The 16089-nt window shown below is 58.3% G+C and carries 10 protein-coding genes; 4 read left to right on the forward strand and 6 right to left on the reverse strand.

Translation table 11 applies throughout. The features are described 5' to 3' along the window. Positions 1-152: 152 nt before the first annotated feature. Together WA354_RS21380 and WA354_RS21385 are read right to left on the reverse strand one after the other, a co-directional pair. Positions 153-2309: a VWA domain-containing protein gene (locus WA354_RS21380; RefSeq protein ID WP_472815047.1), complete on the reverse strand. Its 2157-nt coding sequence runs from the start codon at positions 2307-2309 to the stop codon at positions 153-155. Continuing rightward, positions 2309-5824 carry a TonB-dependent receptor gene (locus WA354_RS21385; protein WP_472815048.1) on the reverse strand — a complete coding sequence of 1172 codons (3516 nt, stop codon included), beginning with the start codon at positions 5822-5824 and terminating at the stop codon, positions 2309-2311. The genes WA354_RS21380 and WA354_RS21385 overlap by 1 nt, the downstream gene beginning before the upstream one ends. A 307-nt stretch (positions 5825-6131) precedes the next feature. On the opposite strand from WA354_RS21385, the gene WA354_RS21390 reads away from it, so the two are divergent. After that, positions 6132-6479 carry a helix-turn-helix domain-containing protein gene (locus WA354_RS21390; protein WP_472815049.1) on the forward strand — a complete coding sequence of 116 codons (348 nt, stop codon included), beginning with the start codon at positions 6132-6134 and terminating at the stop codon, positions 6477-6479. A 60-nt stretch (positions 6480-6539) separates the two neighbouring features. On the opposite strand, the gene WA354_RS21395 is transcribed toward WA354_RS21390, so the two are convergent. Both WA354_RS21395 and WA354_RS21400 read right to left on the reverse strand, forming a co-directional pair. After that, on the reverse strand, positions 6540-7496 hold the full coding sequence (locus WA354_RS21395; RefSeq protein WP_472815050.1) for an aldo/keto reductase: 957 nt from the start codon (positions 7494-7496) through the stop codon (positions 6540-6542). A gap of 220 nt (positions 7497-7716) precedes the next feature. Beyond that, positions 7717-8631: a rhomboid family intramembrane serine protease gene (locus WA354_RS21400; protein ID WP_472815051.1), complete on the reverse strand. Its 915-nt coding sequence runs from the start codon at positions 8629-8631 to the stop codon at positions 7717-7719. Between the two features lie 181 nt (positions 8632-8812). Between WA354_RS21400 and purH the strand changes: the two genes are divergently transcribed. The 3 genes from purH (at position 8813) to WA354_RS21415 (ending at position 15035) form a co-directional block, all read left to right on the forward strand. After that, positions 8813-10438, forward strand: a complete 1626-nt coding sequence (gene purH, locus WA354_RS21405; RefSeq protein WP_472815052.1) for a bifunctional phosphoribosylaminoimidazolecarboxamide formyltransferase/IMP cyclohydrolase — start codon at positions 8813-8815, stop codon at positions 10436-10438. A 22-nt stretch (positions 10439-10460) separates the two neighbouring features. Next, positions 10461-12674: an FUSC family protein gene (locus WA354_RS21410; RefSeq protein WP_472815053.1), complete on the forward strand. Its 2214-nt coding sequence runs from the start codon at positions 10461-10463 to the stop codon at positions 12672-12674. Between the two features lie 201 nt (positions 12675-12875). After that, entirely contained in the window at positions 12876-15035 is a 2160-nt protein-coding gene (locus WA354_RS21415; protein WP_472815054.1) for a tetratricopeptide repeat protein, read from the forward strand. Positions 15036-15131: 96 nt separating this feature from the next. Here the strand turns inward: WA354_RS21415 and WA354_RS21420 are convergent, their stop codons facing one another. Next, on the reverse strand, positions 15132-15599 hold the full coding sequence (locus tag WA354_RS21420; protein ID WP_472815055.1) for a hypothetical protein: 468 nt from the start codon (positions 15597-15599) through the stop codon (positions 15132-15134). 129 nt (positions 15600-15728) lie between these two features. Then, positions 15729-16061, reverse strand: coding sequence for a hypothetical protein (locus tag WA354_RS21425; protein ID WP_472815056.1), 333 nt, complete (start codon positions 16059-16061; stop codon positions 15729-15731). Positions 16062-16089: the final 28 nt, after the last annotated feature.

Raw genomic sequence — 16089 nt, forward strand, 5'->3', positions numbered from 1 at the left:
CCTGCCCGGGAAAGAGCCCGTGCGACGGCCGCGCCTACCCCTCCCGTCGCTCCCGTAATCACCGCAACGCGCCCTGGATTGCCTCCCGCCATTTCACCTCTCCGCTTCAGAATACGCGGATTCGACGAGCAGAACTGTTGCGGGATTTGAGTCTACATCTGCCCGGATGAGCCTGAACTTGAGCCACTCGTGACCGGCTCAGTGGGGGTGGCAGTCGCAGCAGGTTCACGCACCAGCACAGCGAATCGCGGAAACGCAAAGCTGCCCCCGGCATCATCAATCACATTGAGCTGGCACACATACGATCCCGGCTTCAGCCCGGTCAGAGGCACATCCAACTCGACTGCCACCGCGTCCCGCCCTTCAACGTTCAGGGCTTTTGCCTGTACCAGCGGCGTCTCGTAGACCTTGGTCGCGCCCTGGATGAGCTCGAGGCTGCTGAGCAGGTTGATTCCGGCCTTCGTTCCTTTGGGCTGCCCCTCTGCCGGTTTTTCGCGCGCCGGCCCATACACCTCATACAACAGGTAAAGGTGCTGGTCCTGGCGGAATACGTGGCTAATGTTCGGCACGTACTCTTCGCCTCCCCGGATAAGGGGCGAAGCCTTCTTGCTCGGTTGCCGCAGCGAAGCCAGCACAATGGAACTCATCTTCAGCGGTTGCTTCTTCATATCCGGCAGCGTGATGTCCGCCTCAAACGATCCCATCCGGCCCGTCTGGTTTTCCCGCACCACGAACTTCAAGTGGTATTTGCCCGGCGGCAGGTTGAAACTTGTGGTGTATTCAATGTTCTTCTGGCGTGCCTGCAAAGCCGGATCAAGATTCAGCTTCACAGTCTCGCGCGCATTCCCGATTGGCCGCTTCACCTCGTCAATCACTTCGCCGATAATGTCGAGCGTCGCCTTGTCTTTGTCGCCGCCCTTGACAAAAGGAATCTGGGAGCCCGGCACAATCAGCGAAACCGGCACGAAGAATCGATTCTCATCGAGCCGGAAGTACATCGCATCCAGATACACAGCCATGTCAGTTGCCGGCAGGTCGCTGGTAAGCTGCTCCTCCAGTTCGCGCTCGCGATCCTCGCGACCTGAATGCTTGAAGTCGGCGGGCGCGTAATAGCCCGGGCGATACTCCAGCTTCATGCCAGGCTTATTGATCTTGATGGTCAGCTTCCGATACTTCCCGTCCCGTGCCAGATTTGTCGAGTGGAATCCGATTGCATAGTAAGCAGAAGTATCGCGTTGCACCTGCGCAAACGCCGGAGCGAAATCATTCGAATCGAAGAAGGCTTTGCCTCCTGTGTCCGAACTCAGCGTCGCCATCACTTCCTGCGAGGCGAAATTGGCGTTCATGTTGCTCGTAAGTGCCGCGCCGTTGAATGCCCCGGAACCGCGAATGCTTCCCGTTGACGCATCCCCAAGCGGTGAAATAGCTTGCAAACCGCGAGTATCCACGCTATAGATCGAAAGATTCGCCCGGACAGCCGAATTAATGGCCGCGCGCAACGACGCCTGGTTTTCGATCCCGTCCCGCGAGATACCACCGGAGAAATAGAGCAGCGATTTCTTTTCGGTAATCTTCTCAAGCGACTTTGAAATTGCGCGCAGCGCGAACAATTCGCGATCCGTGTTCAGATCGTTGTACTCGCTTTCGTCAGGCGTGTAGCCCGTCGTATCCTCCACCTGGTTGGTGTTTGCCGTGGCACCCTCGGCGAATCCCTGTCCCTCGGTCCCGTTATAGATTCCAACTTCGTTCGCTAACACGGCTTTGTCAGACGTAAAGTCCTGGTCCACCTTGAGCGTCTGATCCAGCGAAACCAGCGCAACGAGATCTGCGGGCTGCATCTTGTTCGTCAGGAACTCCCGCGCCGCCTTCACGCATCGATCTAGATCCTCCGGCTGCATCGACGTCAGATCGAAAAACATCACAATCAGCCGATGATTCCTCAAGTCTTCAGGTTTCGCGACTACCGCGGCCTTGGTCCCCGGCCCATTCACACCAACAGCCAACCCACTGATGGTGGCCTCATTCAGCGGCGTCGCCATATCGACAGTCTGAAAATCAAATGACGAAATCTGCTGCGCTTTTCCGTTCTCTGAGACCGTGAAGTCGCTCTGCTTCAGCCCCCGCACAAACTCACCTGTCTTGGCGTCGCGCACCACAACGTTCGTCAACACCAGCTCGGCATTGGCCTTGAATACATAGCTGTTTTGCTGCGCAGGGCTGGCGTCCTGCGCCGCCCCAATCGGCGCGGCCGGCAACGCAAGCGCAAACGCCGAAACAATCGCAACCGCCTTTTCTATCCAATTCGCCATCAGAACCTGAACCTCGAAGTGAATTGGAAAGACCGCATCGAGCCCGCGGAAGTCACCTGCCCGAACGTCGGTGACGCGACGTTGGTGTCGACGCCCGCGTACTGCACTGTGTTGAAGACGTTGTTAATGGTTGCGCGAATCTCCAGGCTGCGCGTCTCGCCCAGTTGCATCGTCTTCGACAGGGCCATGTTGTTCTGCACTATCCCTGGCCCTCGAATGAAGTTTCGCGGCGCATCTCCAAACACGCCGCATGGATAAGGATTGCCCGGCGGATTGGAGGGCTCGACAAACGCCGAAGGATTAAACCACTGTCGCCCCGTACTCACATTCAGTGGCGTGCCGGTCAGATTCGGCCGGTATGTTCCTGACGTGCCGCACGCCACGCTGGTCGTTCCTGCTTGAAAAATCGGCGTAAGCGATGTGCCAGTCGCAAACGTGAAGGTACCCGAAACTGAGAATCCCTCCAGGATGCGCGAGCCGGCGCCTGTCGTTACAAAGCGCTTGTCCTGCCCGAAGGGCAGTTCGTACAGATAATTCCCGCTCACTTTATGCCTGACGTCCAGGCTTGAGTTCCCTTCCTCATCTTGAAGGTCAGTCCAGTTCTGTGCGCCGACTCCACCCACGCCGCCCACGATGCCCGCATTGTCAATCGCATGCGAGTATTGATAATTGGCGCCCACCGCAACTCCGCTCGAAAGCCGCTTATTCACCCGCAAGGTACCCGCATTGAATTTGTAAAACGCCGCTCCCTGTTCATAACGAAACAACAGATTCGATGGATCGGTCTCAGGGCTGGTCTCGAGCGCGCGCGGAGCGGTAACGATATCCAGATGGTTCCCCTTCGAACCGTTATAGCCGACATTCATTACAACGCCCCACGGCAGCGTCTTCTGGATATCGAGATTCCATGTCTGCACATACGGCAAATGGAAGTGCGCATCGACGGAGTAATTTCCCACCGTCGCCGGAGCCGGAAACCCCTGCGCGAGAGTCAGGCACGTGTCTGTCTGCACGCACGTTGAAGTTGGCGCGCCCGTCGGGGTGATCTCCTGGTTCGTCTGCTGATTTGAAAACGGCGGCTGATGAGCCATCGTTGTAGCAAATGTCGCGTAGGAGCCAACCGTATAGTTCATCCCGAATCCGGCGCGGACCACCATCTGCTTCAGCTTCGGCGTTCTCCACGCAACTCCTACGCGCGGTGCAAATGCCTTGGTGAACGGGTATACCAGCGAAGCCGGTAGCCCCGCTTGTCCCGATTGCACCTGCGTCTGCAAAGTAAACGCTTCTGCCGGATTTGTCAGAACCTCAGCCAGCCGCCCGTATTTTTCCGTGTATGGCGCGAAGAATTCGTAACGCAAACCGTAATTCAGCGTAATGCTTGGCTTGAGATGCCAATCGTCCTGCGCAAAGCCGTCAAGCACGTTGTCGCGCAGGTAGGTCTTGTTCACAGCGGAGTTGAGTGCGGTCTGCTGCGGAAGTCCCAGCAGAAAATCGGCAAGTGAGAAGCCTGTGTTCGGATCGCTTGCCGGGTCCTGCGTAAACAGACCGGTGAATGTAAAGCTCCCGGTTGCGTTCGAACTCGAAAGAAAGTCGTTGTGCACCCGCCGATAGTCGCCGCCGAAACGCATGTTATGTTTGCCATGAATCCAGCTGAATACCTCGGAAAAAGAAAGTGTCTGTGCGATCGCTACTCTCGGCTGCTGTTCGTTCAGACCCGTAACATTGCTCAAAACAATACCCGGCAATCCGTAATTCAGCGGCGTTGAATTCAGCGGCGCATTGTTCGGTCCCAGAATTCCAAGCTGGGTCTCGATGTCCGGACCATTGGTGAAGAAGTTTGTCACATTGGTGTCTGACCGATTCCAATTCACATTGAACACGTTGGTAAATTTGTGATACCCCACCGTGTAGCCAGACTGCAACGAGTACGAACTAGACGACGCCTTGCCGCCGAGTTGCGGAAAGATATTTACGTTGTCTGAAGCCGAGCGGCTCCAGTTGAAGTTGGCATTCACGCTTTGTCGCAGGCCTTGGCTCTGCTGCGCACGGCGCCCGCCACCGCGCCCGCCCATGCCGAATGGCGATGCATTCGCACCAATGCCGCGCATGTATCGGATGCCGGCTTGCGTCGAGTTGGACTGCGCCGTCGTCAGGAGGCGATAGTTCTGAACCGAATTCGAAATGTTCGGCTCGGGATAGAACGGCTGGCAATTCGTTCCACTCGAAACAGGATTTGGACACGTGAGCAGCGCTCTTGCCTGCTCCGAAATACGCGCCGGAGGAATCACATTCAAAATCCCGCCCGACGAAAACTGTTGCTGCGTCGTTGGATCAAATATTGGCGGGAGGCCAGGAGCCGAAAAATCTCCCGCACGCTCGGCATCCGTCGGCACTATCGCATAGTCATTCACCGGACTCGAATTCCGCGAGCCTGACAGCGTGAGAAACACCGTGTCCTTGCCGCTCGGTTTTGTCAGCCCGGGAATATACGGAGCGCTCATGAATGTGAGCCCGAATCGATTCATGCCCGATGCCGGCTGTTCCTGCGACTGTCCATACAAGCTGAAGGGCTGAGCGTTCAAAGCCGAGTTGCTGCCCATCCAGAAGATTGCGCCGTGAGGCTGCCCCGGATTAAAGCCGCGAAAGTTGCCGCGCCCACCGCCGCCTCCTCGACCACCGCCACCAAATCCTCCCGCACCGAAGCCTCCACCGAACCCACCCGCACCAAATCCGCCGCCACCGAATAGCCCTCCGCCAGGCACGCCGTCCACATTTATGCCGCCCTGTGCGCGCATGGTTTCTATCGCGTCGCGCAGCCGATCCATGTCGACACCCGCCATCGGACTCACCGAGCCCGACTGCCCGCTGATGGCAACCGATTGGTCGCTGAAGTCGGAGTTCCCTGCAATCGAAGGTAAAGCCGCTCCGCTCGCACCTGTTGATCCACCCTGCGTCTCGGTGTCCCCGGTCAGCGCGCTCACCAGGTTCAGCGCCTGTGCTCCATTGCTCGCCAGTTGCCGAATCGCTTGCTGAACCTGGCCAGTCTGCGCATCCTCGCGTTGTTGCTGCTGGGCTGCGCGCGAGGCGAGCATCAGTTGAAAATCGACAGCGTGGTCGTGGCTCGCAGCATTGATCACCGCTTCCTGCGCACCCTGCGCAAATGCTGCAAATTGAGTGCGAATCACGTACCGCCCATTCTGCGGAATCGTCAGAGACCACGCACCGGTCAAGTCGGTCGTGGTCGAATATCGCTTGCCTGTGAGCGTGTTTTGAGCGTTAACCGTGACGCCCGGCAACGGAATCGTGCCGCTCTTTACGTGCCCGTGAAGTTTGCCGCCCGTGACCGCGGGCTGTGTGTCGGGAGTGTCAGGAGCATTCGGCGCCGCAACCGTCGCCGGGGGATCGGCTGTCGCGGCCGGAGTTTGCGCGGGTGCCGAGGACTGAGCGCACACGCCAATGCCGGCGAATAAACACACTGCCGCGGCGACAGCCCCTCGTAATACTCCTCGCTTCATCCATGCTCCCGCACTCTAACCTGTATTCAGACAGACGAACAACCAGCCATCAAGGTTGACGTCGAAAATACCCGGCAGACGCCCTGACCGATCCAGCGGCTCTTTTGCGGAGCCGACCGCAACTCAGTTTCCGTATGGCCTACCGGCTGTTTACCAGTTGGTTTACATGCAGGTTACCACCGGTGTTTTCAACAGCGATTTCCGCTTGCGCTGTCAGAGATGACATGTTTACTCTTACGCCAATAACTCAGTGGTAGCTACCGTGGGCTCCTCCCAAGCACGGGAAGCGGGAAAGGGCATTGGCGTGATGAAAATCGGCACCACCATCCGCGCGCACCGGCTGCAAAAGGGGCTCTCGCAGGGCGACATCGAAAAGAAGACAGGCCTGTTGCGCTGCTACCTGTCGCGCGTTGAGAACGGCCACACCGTTCCCTCGCTCGACACACTCTCTAAAATCGCACTGGCACTCGACCTGCCCATCGCCCAGTTTTTCGCAGAAGACTCGCTGGGCGGCGCGGTGAACTCACAGCACCTCACCGACGATGAACTGCGGTTCCTTACGCAGATTCGCCGCTACTCGACAAACTTGAATGACAGCGATCGCAAACTGCTGCTCGCCATGGTCAAGAAGTTCGCTACGACAGCGGTGCGGTAATCTCGGATTTAAGGCCACGCGGGGCCTCGGGCTTCATGGCCAGTGACGCGCGGGCCCCCGCTACACGTCGTTTCCCAGATGGAAGATCGGCTCGGCTCCTTGAGCACCCGCAAGCAGCGCTTGTTCCTCGTGTGGCTCCAGGGGCTTGTAGTTCTGCGCCACATCCATCGCCAGCCTGAAATAGCGTTCATCCCCCGGTGGAATCGCTGCCGTGATCGGATGCCCCAGCGTCCAGCGCAACCCCATTGACGCCTCATCGGGAAACCCCGCTGGCTTGTACCAGCACTTCGGCTCGGGATGGTCCTTCTTCTCATTGTCGGGCCAAACCGTCTTTGCCATGCTCTTCAGCGCCAGGATCCCCATCTTCTTCTCCTGCGCCTTTTTCAGAATCTGCGGCCCGAATCCCGCCTGAGTAAACAGCACAAAGTTGAGCGGAAACAGAATCGTGTCGAAGTTATACCGATCCATCGCCGCTACGGCCGTCTCCGCCGAATGCACGCTGAAGCCGATGTAGCGAATCTTCCCCTCCTTCTTCGCAGCCTCCATCGTCTCCATCGCGCCGCCCGGCCCAAGCACCTTGTCGAGTTCCGCCATCTTCGTCAGCGCATGGAATTGATAAAGGTCCACGTGATCCGTCTTGAGCAGCCGTAACGACTCTTCCAGTTGCTTGCGCGAATCCTCTTTCATCCGGCCTTCCGTCTTGCACGCCAGAAAACAGTTCTTGCGATAAGGCGCCAGCGCCGGCCCAAGCCGCTCCTGCGCGTCGCCATAACTTGGAGCGACATCGAAGTAGTTAATCCCCCGGTCGACAGCCTCGGCGACGATGTTCGAGGATTCGCCAGTGGTCTCGTTCATGACGACGATTCCGCCGAAAGCGATAATGGAAAGCTGTTCGCCCGTTCGCCCCAGCGTCCGCCGGGCAATTGGATCTGCGGGAGTTTTGGCTTTAAGTTGGCTCGAAGCCGCGACGGTTGCAGCAGTCACTGCAGCTTGTTTCAGGAATTCACGACGCTTCATGCTCTTCCTCCTTGGGTGGGATTACGGCGGTTCTCCACTTGGGGTTAAGGCGAAGCCATTCGCAGCTAAGTGGCTTTTTCCTTAAGAAAAAGGCACCGGCGTGGCAATGGAAATGCCGCAAATCAACTGGAGAATCGCTCTCGACGAGCAGCGTTCAGTGGAATTCTCGCACAATTCGATGAGCGAAGTTTTCTTCGGCGTACTTCCTACGCCCAGTTCTCTAGCTGGTCACGACAGTGACAAAAAAACCGAACAACACCAGGATGCCGACAATCATTCCCACTGCAATCTGCAGGCGCGTGCGGAAAGCCTGCTTCGGATTGCCGAGTCGTGGCAACATCGGCGTTGCAAATAGCAATCCGCAGAGGACTCCGCCGAGGTGGGCCGAGTTATCGATGCTGATTCCGGTGCGCGACGAGACGACGTTGACACTGATCCCAAGGCCGATGACCAGATTGATCACGGCGAAGTAGATGACCGATTTACGAAGTTTGCGCAACTCTTCCGGCGGCACAGGAAGGCGGGGCGACTTGAGCAGAATGATCAGCGCCCCGGCGATGCCGAATACGGCACCGGAGGCTCCCGCACCCGGCGGGAAAAAATCAAGCGGATTGAACGGCTGATGCTGCATCTGCTGGTTGAACAACCCGACGCTGAAATGCCTGGCGTTCCAGATCACAGAGAGCAGGTTGCCCGCCGCGCCGGTCAAAATGTAGCAGGCCGCGACGCCGAATGAACCCATCAACGGCTCTGCCAGCAGCCCCAGGTTCCAGAGACACCACATGTTGGTCGCAAGGTGAAGGATTCCCACATGGACGAACATGGCTGTAATGATTCGCCACCACTGGTCGTTTATCAGGACAGACCCGGCGTTATTCGCACCCCATTGCATCAATTGCTCGGCCGTGGGACTGAAAACACCAACGCCTTTGAGCAGCATCGCCAGAAATACAGCGCAGTTGATGCCGACAAGCACATATGTCGCTGGAGCTGTGGCCCAGAAAGACCGTTGCCTCCTCACCACCGGTTGCGGAGTGGGAACGTAGCTCGCCGCCGGACGAAGAATCTCCGGCTCGGCGTTGGGTCCTATCCGATAGGGCCCGGTTCCCGGGGGTGGAGGGGGAGCACTGCTCATATCACAACTTTACTGCATCGCGTTCATCATGTTGCGCACAACGAAACGGGGTTTGGATCACTCCAAATCACGACACAGAATCAGCCAAGCCTTTCGATGTAGTCTGTTCTTTGGTCTTCGCATCTGCGCCGCCATACTCGACGCACAATCCTTCCAACGAAGATCTCCAGGGAGCTGAACTGTGACTTCATCCGCAAGCGCAACAAAAACGATCCGCCGGGCATTGCTCAGTGTGACCGACAAAACCGGCCTTGTTGATCTGGCCAAAGTTCTCGCGGGCTTCGGCGTCGAGTTGGTCTCTACCGGCGGCACTGCGCGTTCTCTGCGGGAAGCGGGGTTGACCGTGAAGGACATCAGCGATCTCACCGGCTTCCCCGAAATGCTCGATGGCCGCGTAAAGACGCTGCACCCGCGCGTCCACGGAGGACTGCTCTACATTCGCGGCAATGCCGAACACGAAGCTGCGGTCGCCGCGCACGAGATTCAACCCATCGACATGGTCGTCGTCAACCTGTACGCTTTCGAGAAAACCGCCGCCCAGCCCGGCGTCGCCTTCGGCCACCTCATTGAAAACATCGACATCGGCGGCCCCTCCATGGTCCGCTCCGCTGCCAAGAACTTCGAAGATGTTGCTGTTGTGACAAGCGTCGGACAGTACCAGGCTCTCATCGCCGAGTTGAAACACAACAATGGTGCCCTGACTCGCGGAACGCGCTGGCGACTTGCGAAACGGGCCTTCTCCACGACGGCTGCCTACGACACTGCAATTGCCAACACGCTCGACCAGATTGTCGGGACCAAAAATAGCTCTTCATCGCTGGATTCGGATGCGGAACCGCCTGCGCCCGACCAGGCCGTCGCGCTGGCTACCTGGGCTCTCCCGCCCAACCTCCGCATCAACATGCCGGCCCTCCAGTCGCTTCGCTATGGCGAGAATCCGCATCAACGCGCCGTCCTCTACAGTGACAGATCCGGCCTCGGCATCGCCGGTGCAACGCAGCTTCAGGGCAAAGAACTCAGCTTCAACAACCTCGTTGACCTCGACGCCTGCTGGGAGCTCGCGCAGGAATTTGACGAACCTGCCGTCATTATCGTCAAGCACACCAACCCCTGCGGCGCAGCGACAGGCCGCACCATCCTCGAGGCGTACCAGAAAGCCCTCGCCTGTGATCCCGTCTCCGCATTTGGCGGAGTGATTGGCATCAATCGTCCCGTCGATGCCGAGGCCGCGGCCGAAATCGCCAAGCTCTTCGTCGAAGCCATCGCCGCGCCTTCTTTCACCCCCGAAGCCCGCGAGCGCTTCGCCGCCAAAAAGAATCTCCGCCTCGTCGAGGTCCGCAACGCACCACCGCGCCCGGTCGTTAAAAACATCTCCGGCGGACTACTCCTTCAGGATGCCGATACGGGCCGAGTCACCGAAGATGAACTCAAGGTAGTCACCTGGCGTCCGCCCACCGCCGAAGAACTGCGCAGCCTCATCTTCGCCTGGCGTGTCTGCAAGCACGTCAAATCAAACGCCATCGTCTATGCACGCGACGGCCAGACCGTCGGAATGGGCGCAGGCCAGATGAGCCGTGTTGACGCCGCCCGTTTCGGCGCACAGAAAGCCGTGCTCCCACTGAAAGGCACCGTCGCTGCATCCGACGCATTCTTCCCGTTCCCCGATGGCCTTGAGGCCGTTGCCGCTGCTGGCGCAACCGCAGTCATCCAACCCGGTGGTTCAGTGAAGGACGATGACGTGATCGCCGCCGCCGACCGCCTCGGACTCGCCATGGTCTTCACCGGAATCCGTCATTTCCGCCATTGATCCAGCACCGAAAGTTCAAACCATGACGGCCTTCGCCCAGTCCTCAACCAGCCGGCGCGCATATCTTCTCTCACTCATCCGCCAAATGGACTGGTTCCGCGGCCTGCGCGCCGCAGTAGCCCTCTGTACGCCCCTCGTCATCGGCGATCTTGCCGGATTACCAATCCTCGGCTGGGCCGCGCTCGGTGGATTCGAAGCAATTCTCGCCGATACCGGCGGCCCCTACCGTTCGCGTCTCGCCAGTCTTGCGACGCTATCCTTCGGCGGCGCTACAGGACTCTTTCTCGGCTGCATCACCGGTCGCAGCCTCGTCTGGGCGCTCCCGGTCACAATCGCTTTCTGTTTCTTCTGGAGCTTTCTCGCCGTTCTCGGCCAGCCATTCACTTCGGCAGGCCTGCTCGTCCAGGTCATCTACATCTGCGGCGTCGGTGCAGCTCCCGTAGGTTGGCAGACCGCGCTCGGCTGGGCCGGCAGTTTGTTCGTTGGTGGTGTGTGGGCCGCCGTGCTCTCGCTTGTTCTCTGGCCCCTCGACGCCTACCGGCCCGCGCGACTCGCCGTGGCGGAGTGCTACAACGAACTTGCATCTTTTCTTGGCTCGGTCTATGACCTTGCCACTCGCGAACAGACCAGCCGCAAACCGACGCCATCGCTGTGGCATCGCCTTGCCCAGCATCATCAGTACCGCATTCGCCGCGCGGTGGAGCAGGGTTGGCAGGCCATCGCCAACATTCAGGCCGAGCATCAGGCCGACTCGACACGCGCTCGTCAGCTTGTCGTTCTGCTCGAACACGCTGATCTGCTGATCGCACAAACGGTGGCGCTGGCTGAACACCTCGAAGCACAGACATCGGGCGGCTCCTCCTGCCTGCAGCGCGGCATCTCCGGCCTCTCCGATCTGCGCTCCGCTGAACTATGGATCGCCTCGCTACTTGCCCGCCGTCGCAAGTTGACAGTCGCCCACGCGCGAGCCAAGTGGAGCGAGATGGATCGCCTTCCGCACTATCTCGCGGGCTGCCTCGCCACCTCCGATCCCGGTGATCGCTTCCTGCTTGCGCAAGTAACAAAATCTGCCCTTATCCTGGAGTCTTCGATCGAAAGCGCATCCCTCCTGCGACTTGGGAAATCTCCCGAAGCCGCCGGAACTCCCGCGATCGCGACGGCGCATCCTGAACACGTCCTTCAACGGCTCAAACAGGCACAGCTGCGCCCAAACCTCGATCTCCTCGCCGCCAACTTCACATTCAGTTCGCTGACACTGCGGCATGCGCTGCGTGTGACAGTTGTATGCGGGTTGGATGTGGCCCTGATTCTTCTGCTGCACATCGATCACGGTTATTGGCTTTTGCTTACATCGCTCATCGTGCTGCAGCCCCATGTCTCGGGTACTCTCCGCCGGGGGCTGGAACGTGTCGGCGGCACCATCGGTGGAGGTATCCTCGCAGCCCTGCTCGCAGTCGTGCTTCATTCACAACTGGTCATCGCCGCTGTGCTTTTCCCCCTCACCCTGCTATCGATTGCTGTCCTGCCCGTCAGCTACGCGGCCTTCGCATTTTTTCTCACCCCGGCGTTCGTGCTGGCATGGCTTCCCTACTCCGGCGACTGGCAGCTCGCCCTCATCCGTATCCTCAACACATTCGTGGGCGCCGTCATCGCCGTCCTCGCGATGACATTCCTCTTTCCGATCTATGAGCGCGACCGCGCACCCGCCTTCCTGCTCGCAAGTCTCACCGCCGATCGCCGCTATCTGGAACATCTCGCCGAAGCCTGGAAAAGTGATTCCCTCTCAGATCGTCAACTCGCGAGCGCGCGACGTCGGGCCGGCCTCGCTCACAACGACACAGAAGAGTCTCTGGAACGTCTTCTAGCCGAATCCTGGCCGCGGCGCCTGCCGTTTGCCCAATTCGCAACCGTATTCGTCACATACGTACGACGGTTCGCGCAAAGCGTCACTACCCTCACCACGTTGCGCGGTGAATCGGAGTGGAAGAACTCCGGTCCCGTCCAGAGCCGGCTCGCTCTGATCAAACAACGTCTCCTGTGGCTCGAAGACCAACTCGAAACCCGCAAGTCTGCCGACTCCTCTCCCTGGCCTGGTCTAAACCTCGACTCCCTCAAGCCACTAGCCTCCAACAATCATCCCGGCGAGCGGCAACTTGAGCGGATGGAAAGACAAACCGAGATTTTGCGCCGCCAGCTCAAATCCCTGCGCGAAAGCAACTGGCTACCGGATTCATGAGTACGCCACGGGAAACCTTGGCTGGTTACCCGGCATGCGAAAACCCCGGAATCCGATGGCTTGCTGCGACTATTCGCGGGTAGAATCGTCTTTAACAATAGGCGGCCTGCATCGGCACACCGTCGCATCAAAACCTTGAACGGACAACCGGGGTGTGATAACTGTCCTCCCTGGGTCGGATACACGAGATCCCCGAGGATCATGAAAACAAAAAGATTATCCGCCACCTTGTGGCTGCCGCTCGCCGCTTCTCTGGTCGTAGCGACCTCCCTGTCTGCACAAACTCAGAGCACCCCCGCCAAGCCTGTCCAGCCGGCGCTGGCCAATTCTCCAAGTGCCAGTCCCGACCAGAAACCTGCTTCTGCTTCACCATCGGCCGCCGAACCGGACCGCGCCCAGTCTTACTACCACTCCGCCCTCGCTCACATATACGAGGAAGAAGCCATCGCCTCCGGTCGGCCTGAGTATATGAGGCACGCCGTTGAGGAGTATAAGACCGCACTCAGTGCCGACCCAAACTCACCGCAACTGAATGACGAACTGGCCGATCTCTACTTCCGCACTGGCCAGGTACGCGAAGCTGAAGCCACCGCCCGCGGCTTGCTCAAGTCCTCACCCAACGATATCGAAGCGCATCGTCTGCTTGGCCGCCTCTATCTTCGCCAACTGAGCGAAGCGCAGAATTCGGTGTCATCGTCGTCTCCCACAGGCAACACACTCGACCAGGCCATTGGCGAGTTTCAGAAGATCATCGCGCTCGACCCCAAGAGCGTTGAAGATCGCATGGTGCTCGGCCAGCTTTACACCGTCAAGCATCAAAACGAGAAAGCGGAAGAACAGTTCAAGGCCGCGCAGGAACTCGATCCCGATTCAGAAGAGGTCGTTCTCAATCTCTCGCGGCTTTACGCCGAAAACGGCGACCTCGCGCACGCCGCGAAGGTCATCGAGGCCGTGCCGGTCTCGGAACGCTCTCCCAAGATGGAGTTCGCGCTGGGCGCGGTTTACGACCAGTTGAAACGCCCCAAGGATGCAATTGCCGCTTACAAGCGCGCAGCCGATCTCGATCCCGAAGACGCCCACACCATGGGAGCGCTTGCCCAGGCACTCCTCAATGACAATCAGCTCGACGAGGCCCTGAAGATATATCGCCAAATGGCAGAGGCCGACCCTGAGGACGCAAGCACCCTCGTTCACATCAGCGAGATCCTTCGGCGCCAGGGCAAGTACGAAGAAGCGCTCACGACCGTAAAGAAAGCCGTCAAAAAGGATCCCGATTCGCTCGAAGCAGGTTACAACGAAGGACTGCTGCTTGATGTCCTCGGTCGCTACGACGAGTCTGCGCAGGTCTACGAGCACATGGTCGATCTGACTTCGCACGCCAACGGCGCATACACCGCGGACGAAAAGAATAATCGCGCCATCTTTCTTGAACGGCTCGGTGCGGTTTACCACGAGCAAAACAAGACCGATGAATCTATTGCCGTCTATCAGAAAATGATCGACCTGGGCGGCGAAAATGCCTTGCGCGGATACCAGAGTCAGGTCGACGTCTATCGGGATGCGAAGTTATTCGACAAGGCGATCGAGGTCTCGCGCAAAGCCGTCGAAGCCAATCCGAAGGACCGCAATCTGAAGCTGATGCTCGCAGGCGAACTGGTTGACGAGGGCAAAGAAAATGAAGGCATAAGCATGGCCAAGGCCATGCTCAAGAACACCGCCGACGACCGCGAAGTGTGGATTGCGCTGGGACAGATCTATACCCGCACCCACCAGTGGAAGGAAGCCGAAGATGCCCTGAACAAGGCAACCACGCTTACCACCAAGAAGGAAGACACCGTCTATCTGCTGTTCCTGAAGGGCGGTCTGGCTGAGCGGCAAAAGCACTTAGATCAGGCAGAACAATACTTCCACCAGGCTCTCGACCTGGACCCCAATAACGCCGCTGTCCTTAACTACCTCGGGTACATGCTTGCTGACAAGGGCAACCGCCTCCCCGAAGCGTTGAAGATGATCCGCAAAGCCGTGGAACTCGAACCAATGAACGGCGCCTACCTTGACTCCCTCGGCTGGGCCTATTTCAAGCTGGGTCAGTATGAGTTGGCTGAAGAGAACCTTCGTCAGGCCGTCGAACGCGATCAGACAGATCCCACGGTGCACGACCACCTCGGAGATCTCTACGACAAAACAGGGCGGATTCGGCTGGCAGCCGCACAGTGGGAGCTATCCCTCTCCGAATACTCCAAATCCGCGCCTCCTGATGTGGAACCGGCCGATGTCGCCAAGGTTCAAAAGAAACTGGAAACCGCTCGGGTCCGGTTGGCCAGGCAGGAAAATTCCACCGGGCAAAATAAGCCGGAGTAATCCGGTTCAATTCTCAATCTGAATAGCATTAAGGGCGACCCCTCGTTGGGTCGCCCTTAATGTTTGCCGCCGTTGGCTGAGGAAGCCCGGCTCGCGCTATGCAATTTCAGCAAAGCGGGCCGTTTCGCTGGTGGGCAATGGTTCAGCCGGGGGCGGAAGCGTTTTGTGATGCGTTAATGAACGTTTCACGATAAAGACTTCATCCAGATAGAGACGTGCATTCCCCTCGAAATCCAGAAATCCCGTATTACTTTCCCGGCAAAGTGCCTGCGCTTCCTCTGAGAGTTCGGGAGCAATCAGAACCGGGGTGGTCTCCCCCTGAAATCGCGCATGAAGTTTTCTCAATTCGCGGAACGTCCGTTGCAGTTCAGCCAGGTTGCAATCGGGCACCACTCTGCAGACGAGCCTGTGTGCGTGTCCATAGATTTCAACGTGCGCAATGATGCTCTTGTCACTGCGATGGCGATGCGACTCGACCTTGATTTCCTTCGTCTTGACAACTGAAATCTGTCCTAATGTCTGTCGAAGTGCCTCGACAGCTTCGTTCTCCAACTGCCTTTTCATTGAAGCCACACTTTCACAGTGGAAAAGTCTTCCCCACTGCTCGCTCGTCTAAAACCGGCAACTGAAAAGCGGTAAAAACCGCAAACAATCGTGCCATGCCAAGCTGAATTCCTGCAGATTGCTCTCAATTCAGGCTGTACTTACGCTGCCCATCCCGTCTCCCTTTACCGCGGAAGATCGCAACCTGAAGATGTTTCTGCCGGCCGGAGTCATTGCCAACCTGACATCCTTCCGTTCACCCATGCGGTGGCCAACCTTGAAGTCGAGCCATTCGCAAAGCCGGGGATCGTGAATCTGCGGTTCTCCGCGCCAGAACTCCGGAGATAATCCGCATTGAATCTGCAAGTGATCCAATTGCAGCTCAATAACGCGGATAGTCTTGGGAAAATATCTCCGCACATTCCTGACCCCGACGTGCAGGCCGGTCACTTCGCTGCCGTTGAATTGTGTCTTGACCACCATCGCTCATCTCGCATCCTCGTTTGAGAAC

The organism is Occallatibacter sp. (assembly GCF_049802275.1).
In the GTDB taxonomy this organism is placed as follows: domain Bacteria; phylum Acidobacteriota; class Terriglobia; order Terriglobales; family Acidobacteriaceae; genus Telmatobacter.

What these genes read in the sequence shown, in the direction of transcription:
- WA354_RS21400 (WP_472815051.1), bottom strand. Translation starts at nt 8,631, where the DNA reads ATGAGCAGTGCTCCCCCTCCACCCCCGGGAACCGGGCCCTATCGGATA.
- WA354_RS21420 (WP_472815055.1), bottom strand. Translation starts at nt 15,599, where the DNA reads ATGAAAAGGCAGTTGGAGAACGAAGCTGTCGAGGCACTTCGACAGACA.
- WA354_RS21380 (WP_472815047.1), bottom strand. Translation starts at nt 2,309, where the DNA reads ATGGCGAATTGGATAGAAAAGGCGGTTGCGATTGTTTCGGCGTTTGCG.
- WA354_RS21415 (WP_472815054.1), top strand. Translation starts at nt 12,876, where the DNA reads ATGAAAACAAAAAGATTATCCGCCACCTTGTGGCTGCCGCTCGCCGCT.
- WA354_RS21390 (WP_472815049.1), top strand. Translation starts at nt 6,132, where the DNA reads ATGAAAATCGGCACCACCATCCGCGCGCACCGGCTGCAAAAGGGGCTC.
- WA354_RS21395 (WP_472815050.1), bottom strand. Translation starts at nt 7,496, where the DNA reads ATGAAGCGTCGTGAATTCCTGAAACAAGCTGCAGTGACTGCTGCAACC.
- WA354_RS21410 (WP_472815053.1), top strand. Translation starts at nt 10,461, where the DNA reads ATGACGGCCTTCGCCCAGTCCTCAACCAGCCGGCGCGCATATCTTCTC.
- WA354_RS21385 (WP_472815048.1), bottom strand. Translation starts at nt 5,824, where the DNA reads ATGAAGCGAGGAGTATTACGAGGGGCTGTCGCCGCGGCAGTGTGTTTA.
- WA354_RS21425 (WP_472815056.1), bottom strand. Translation starts at nt 16,061, where the DNA reads ATGGTGGTCAAGACACAATTCAACGGCAGCGAAGTGACCGGCCTGCAC.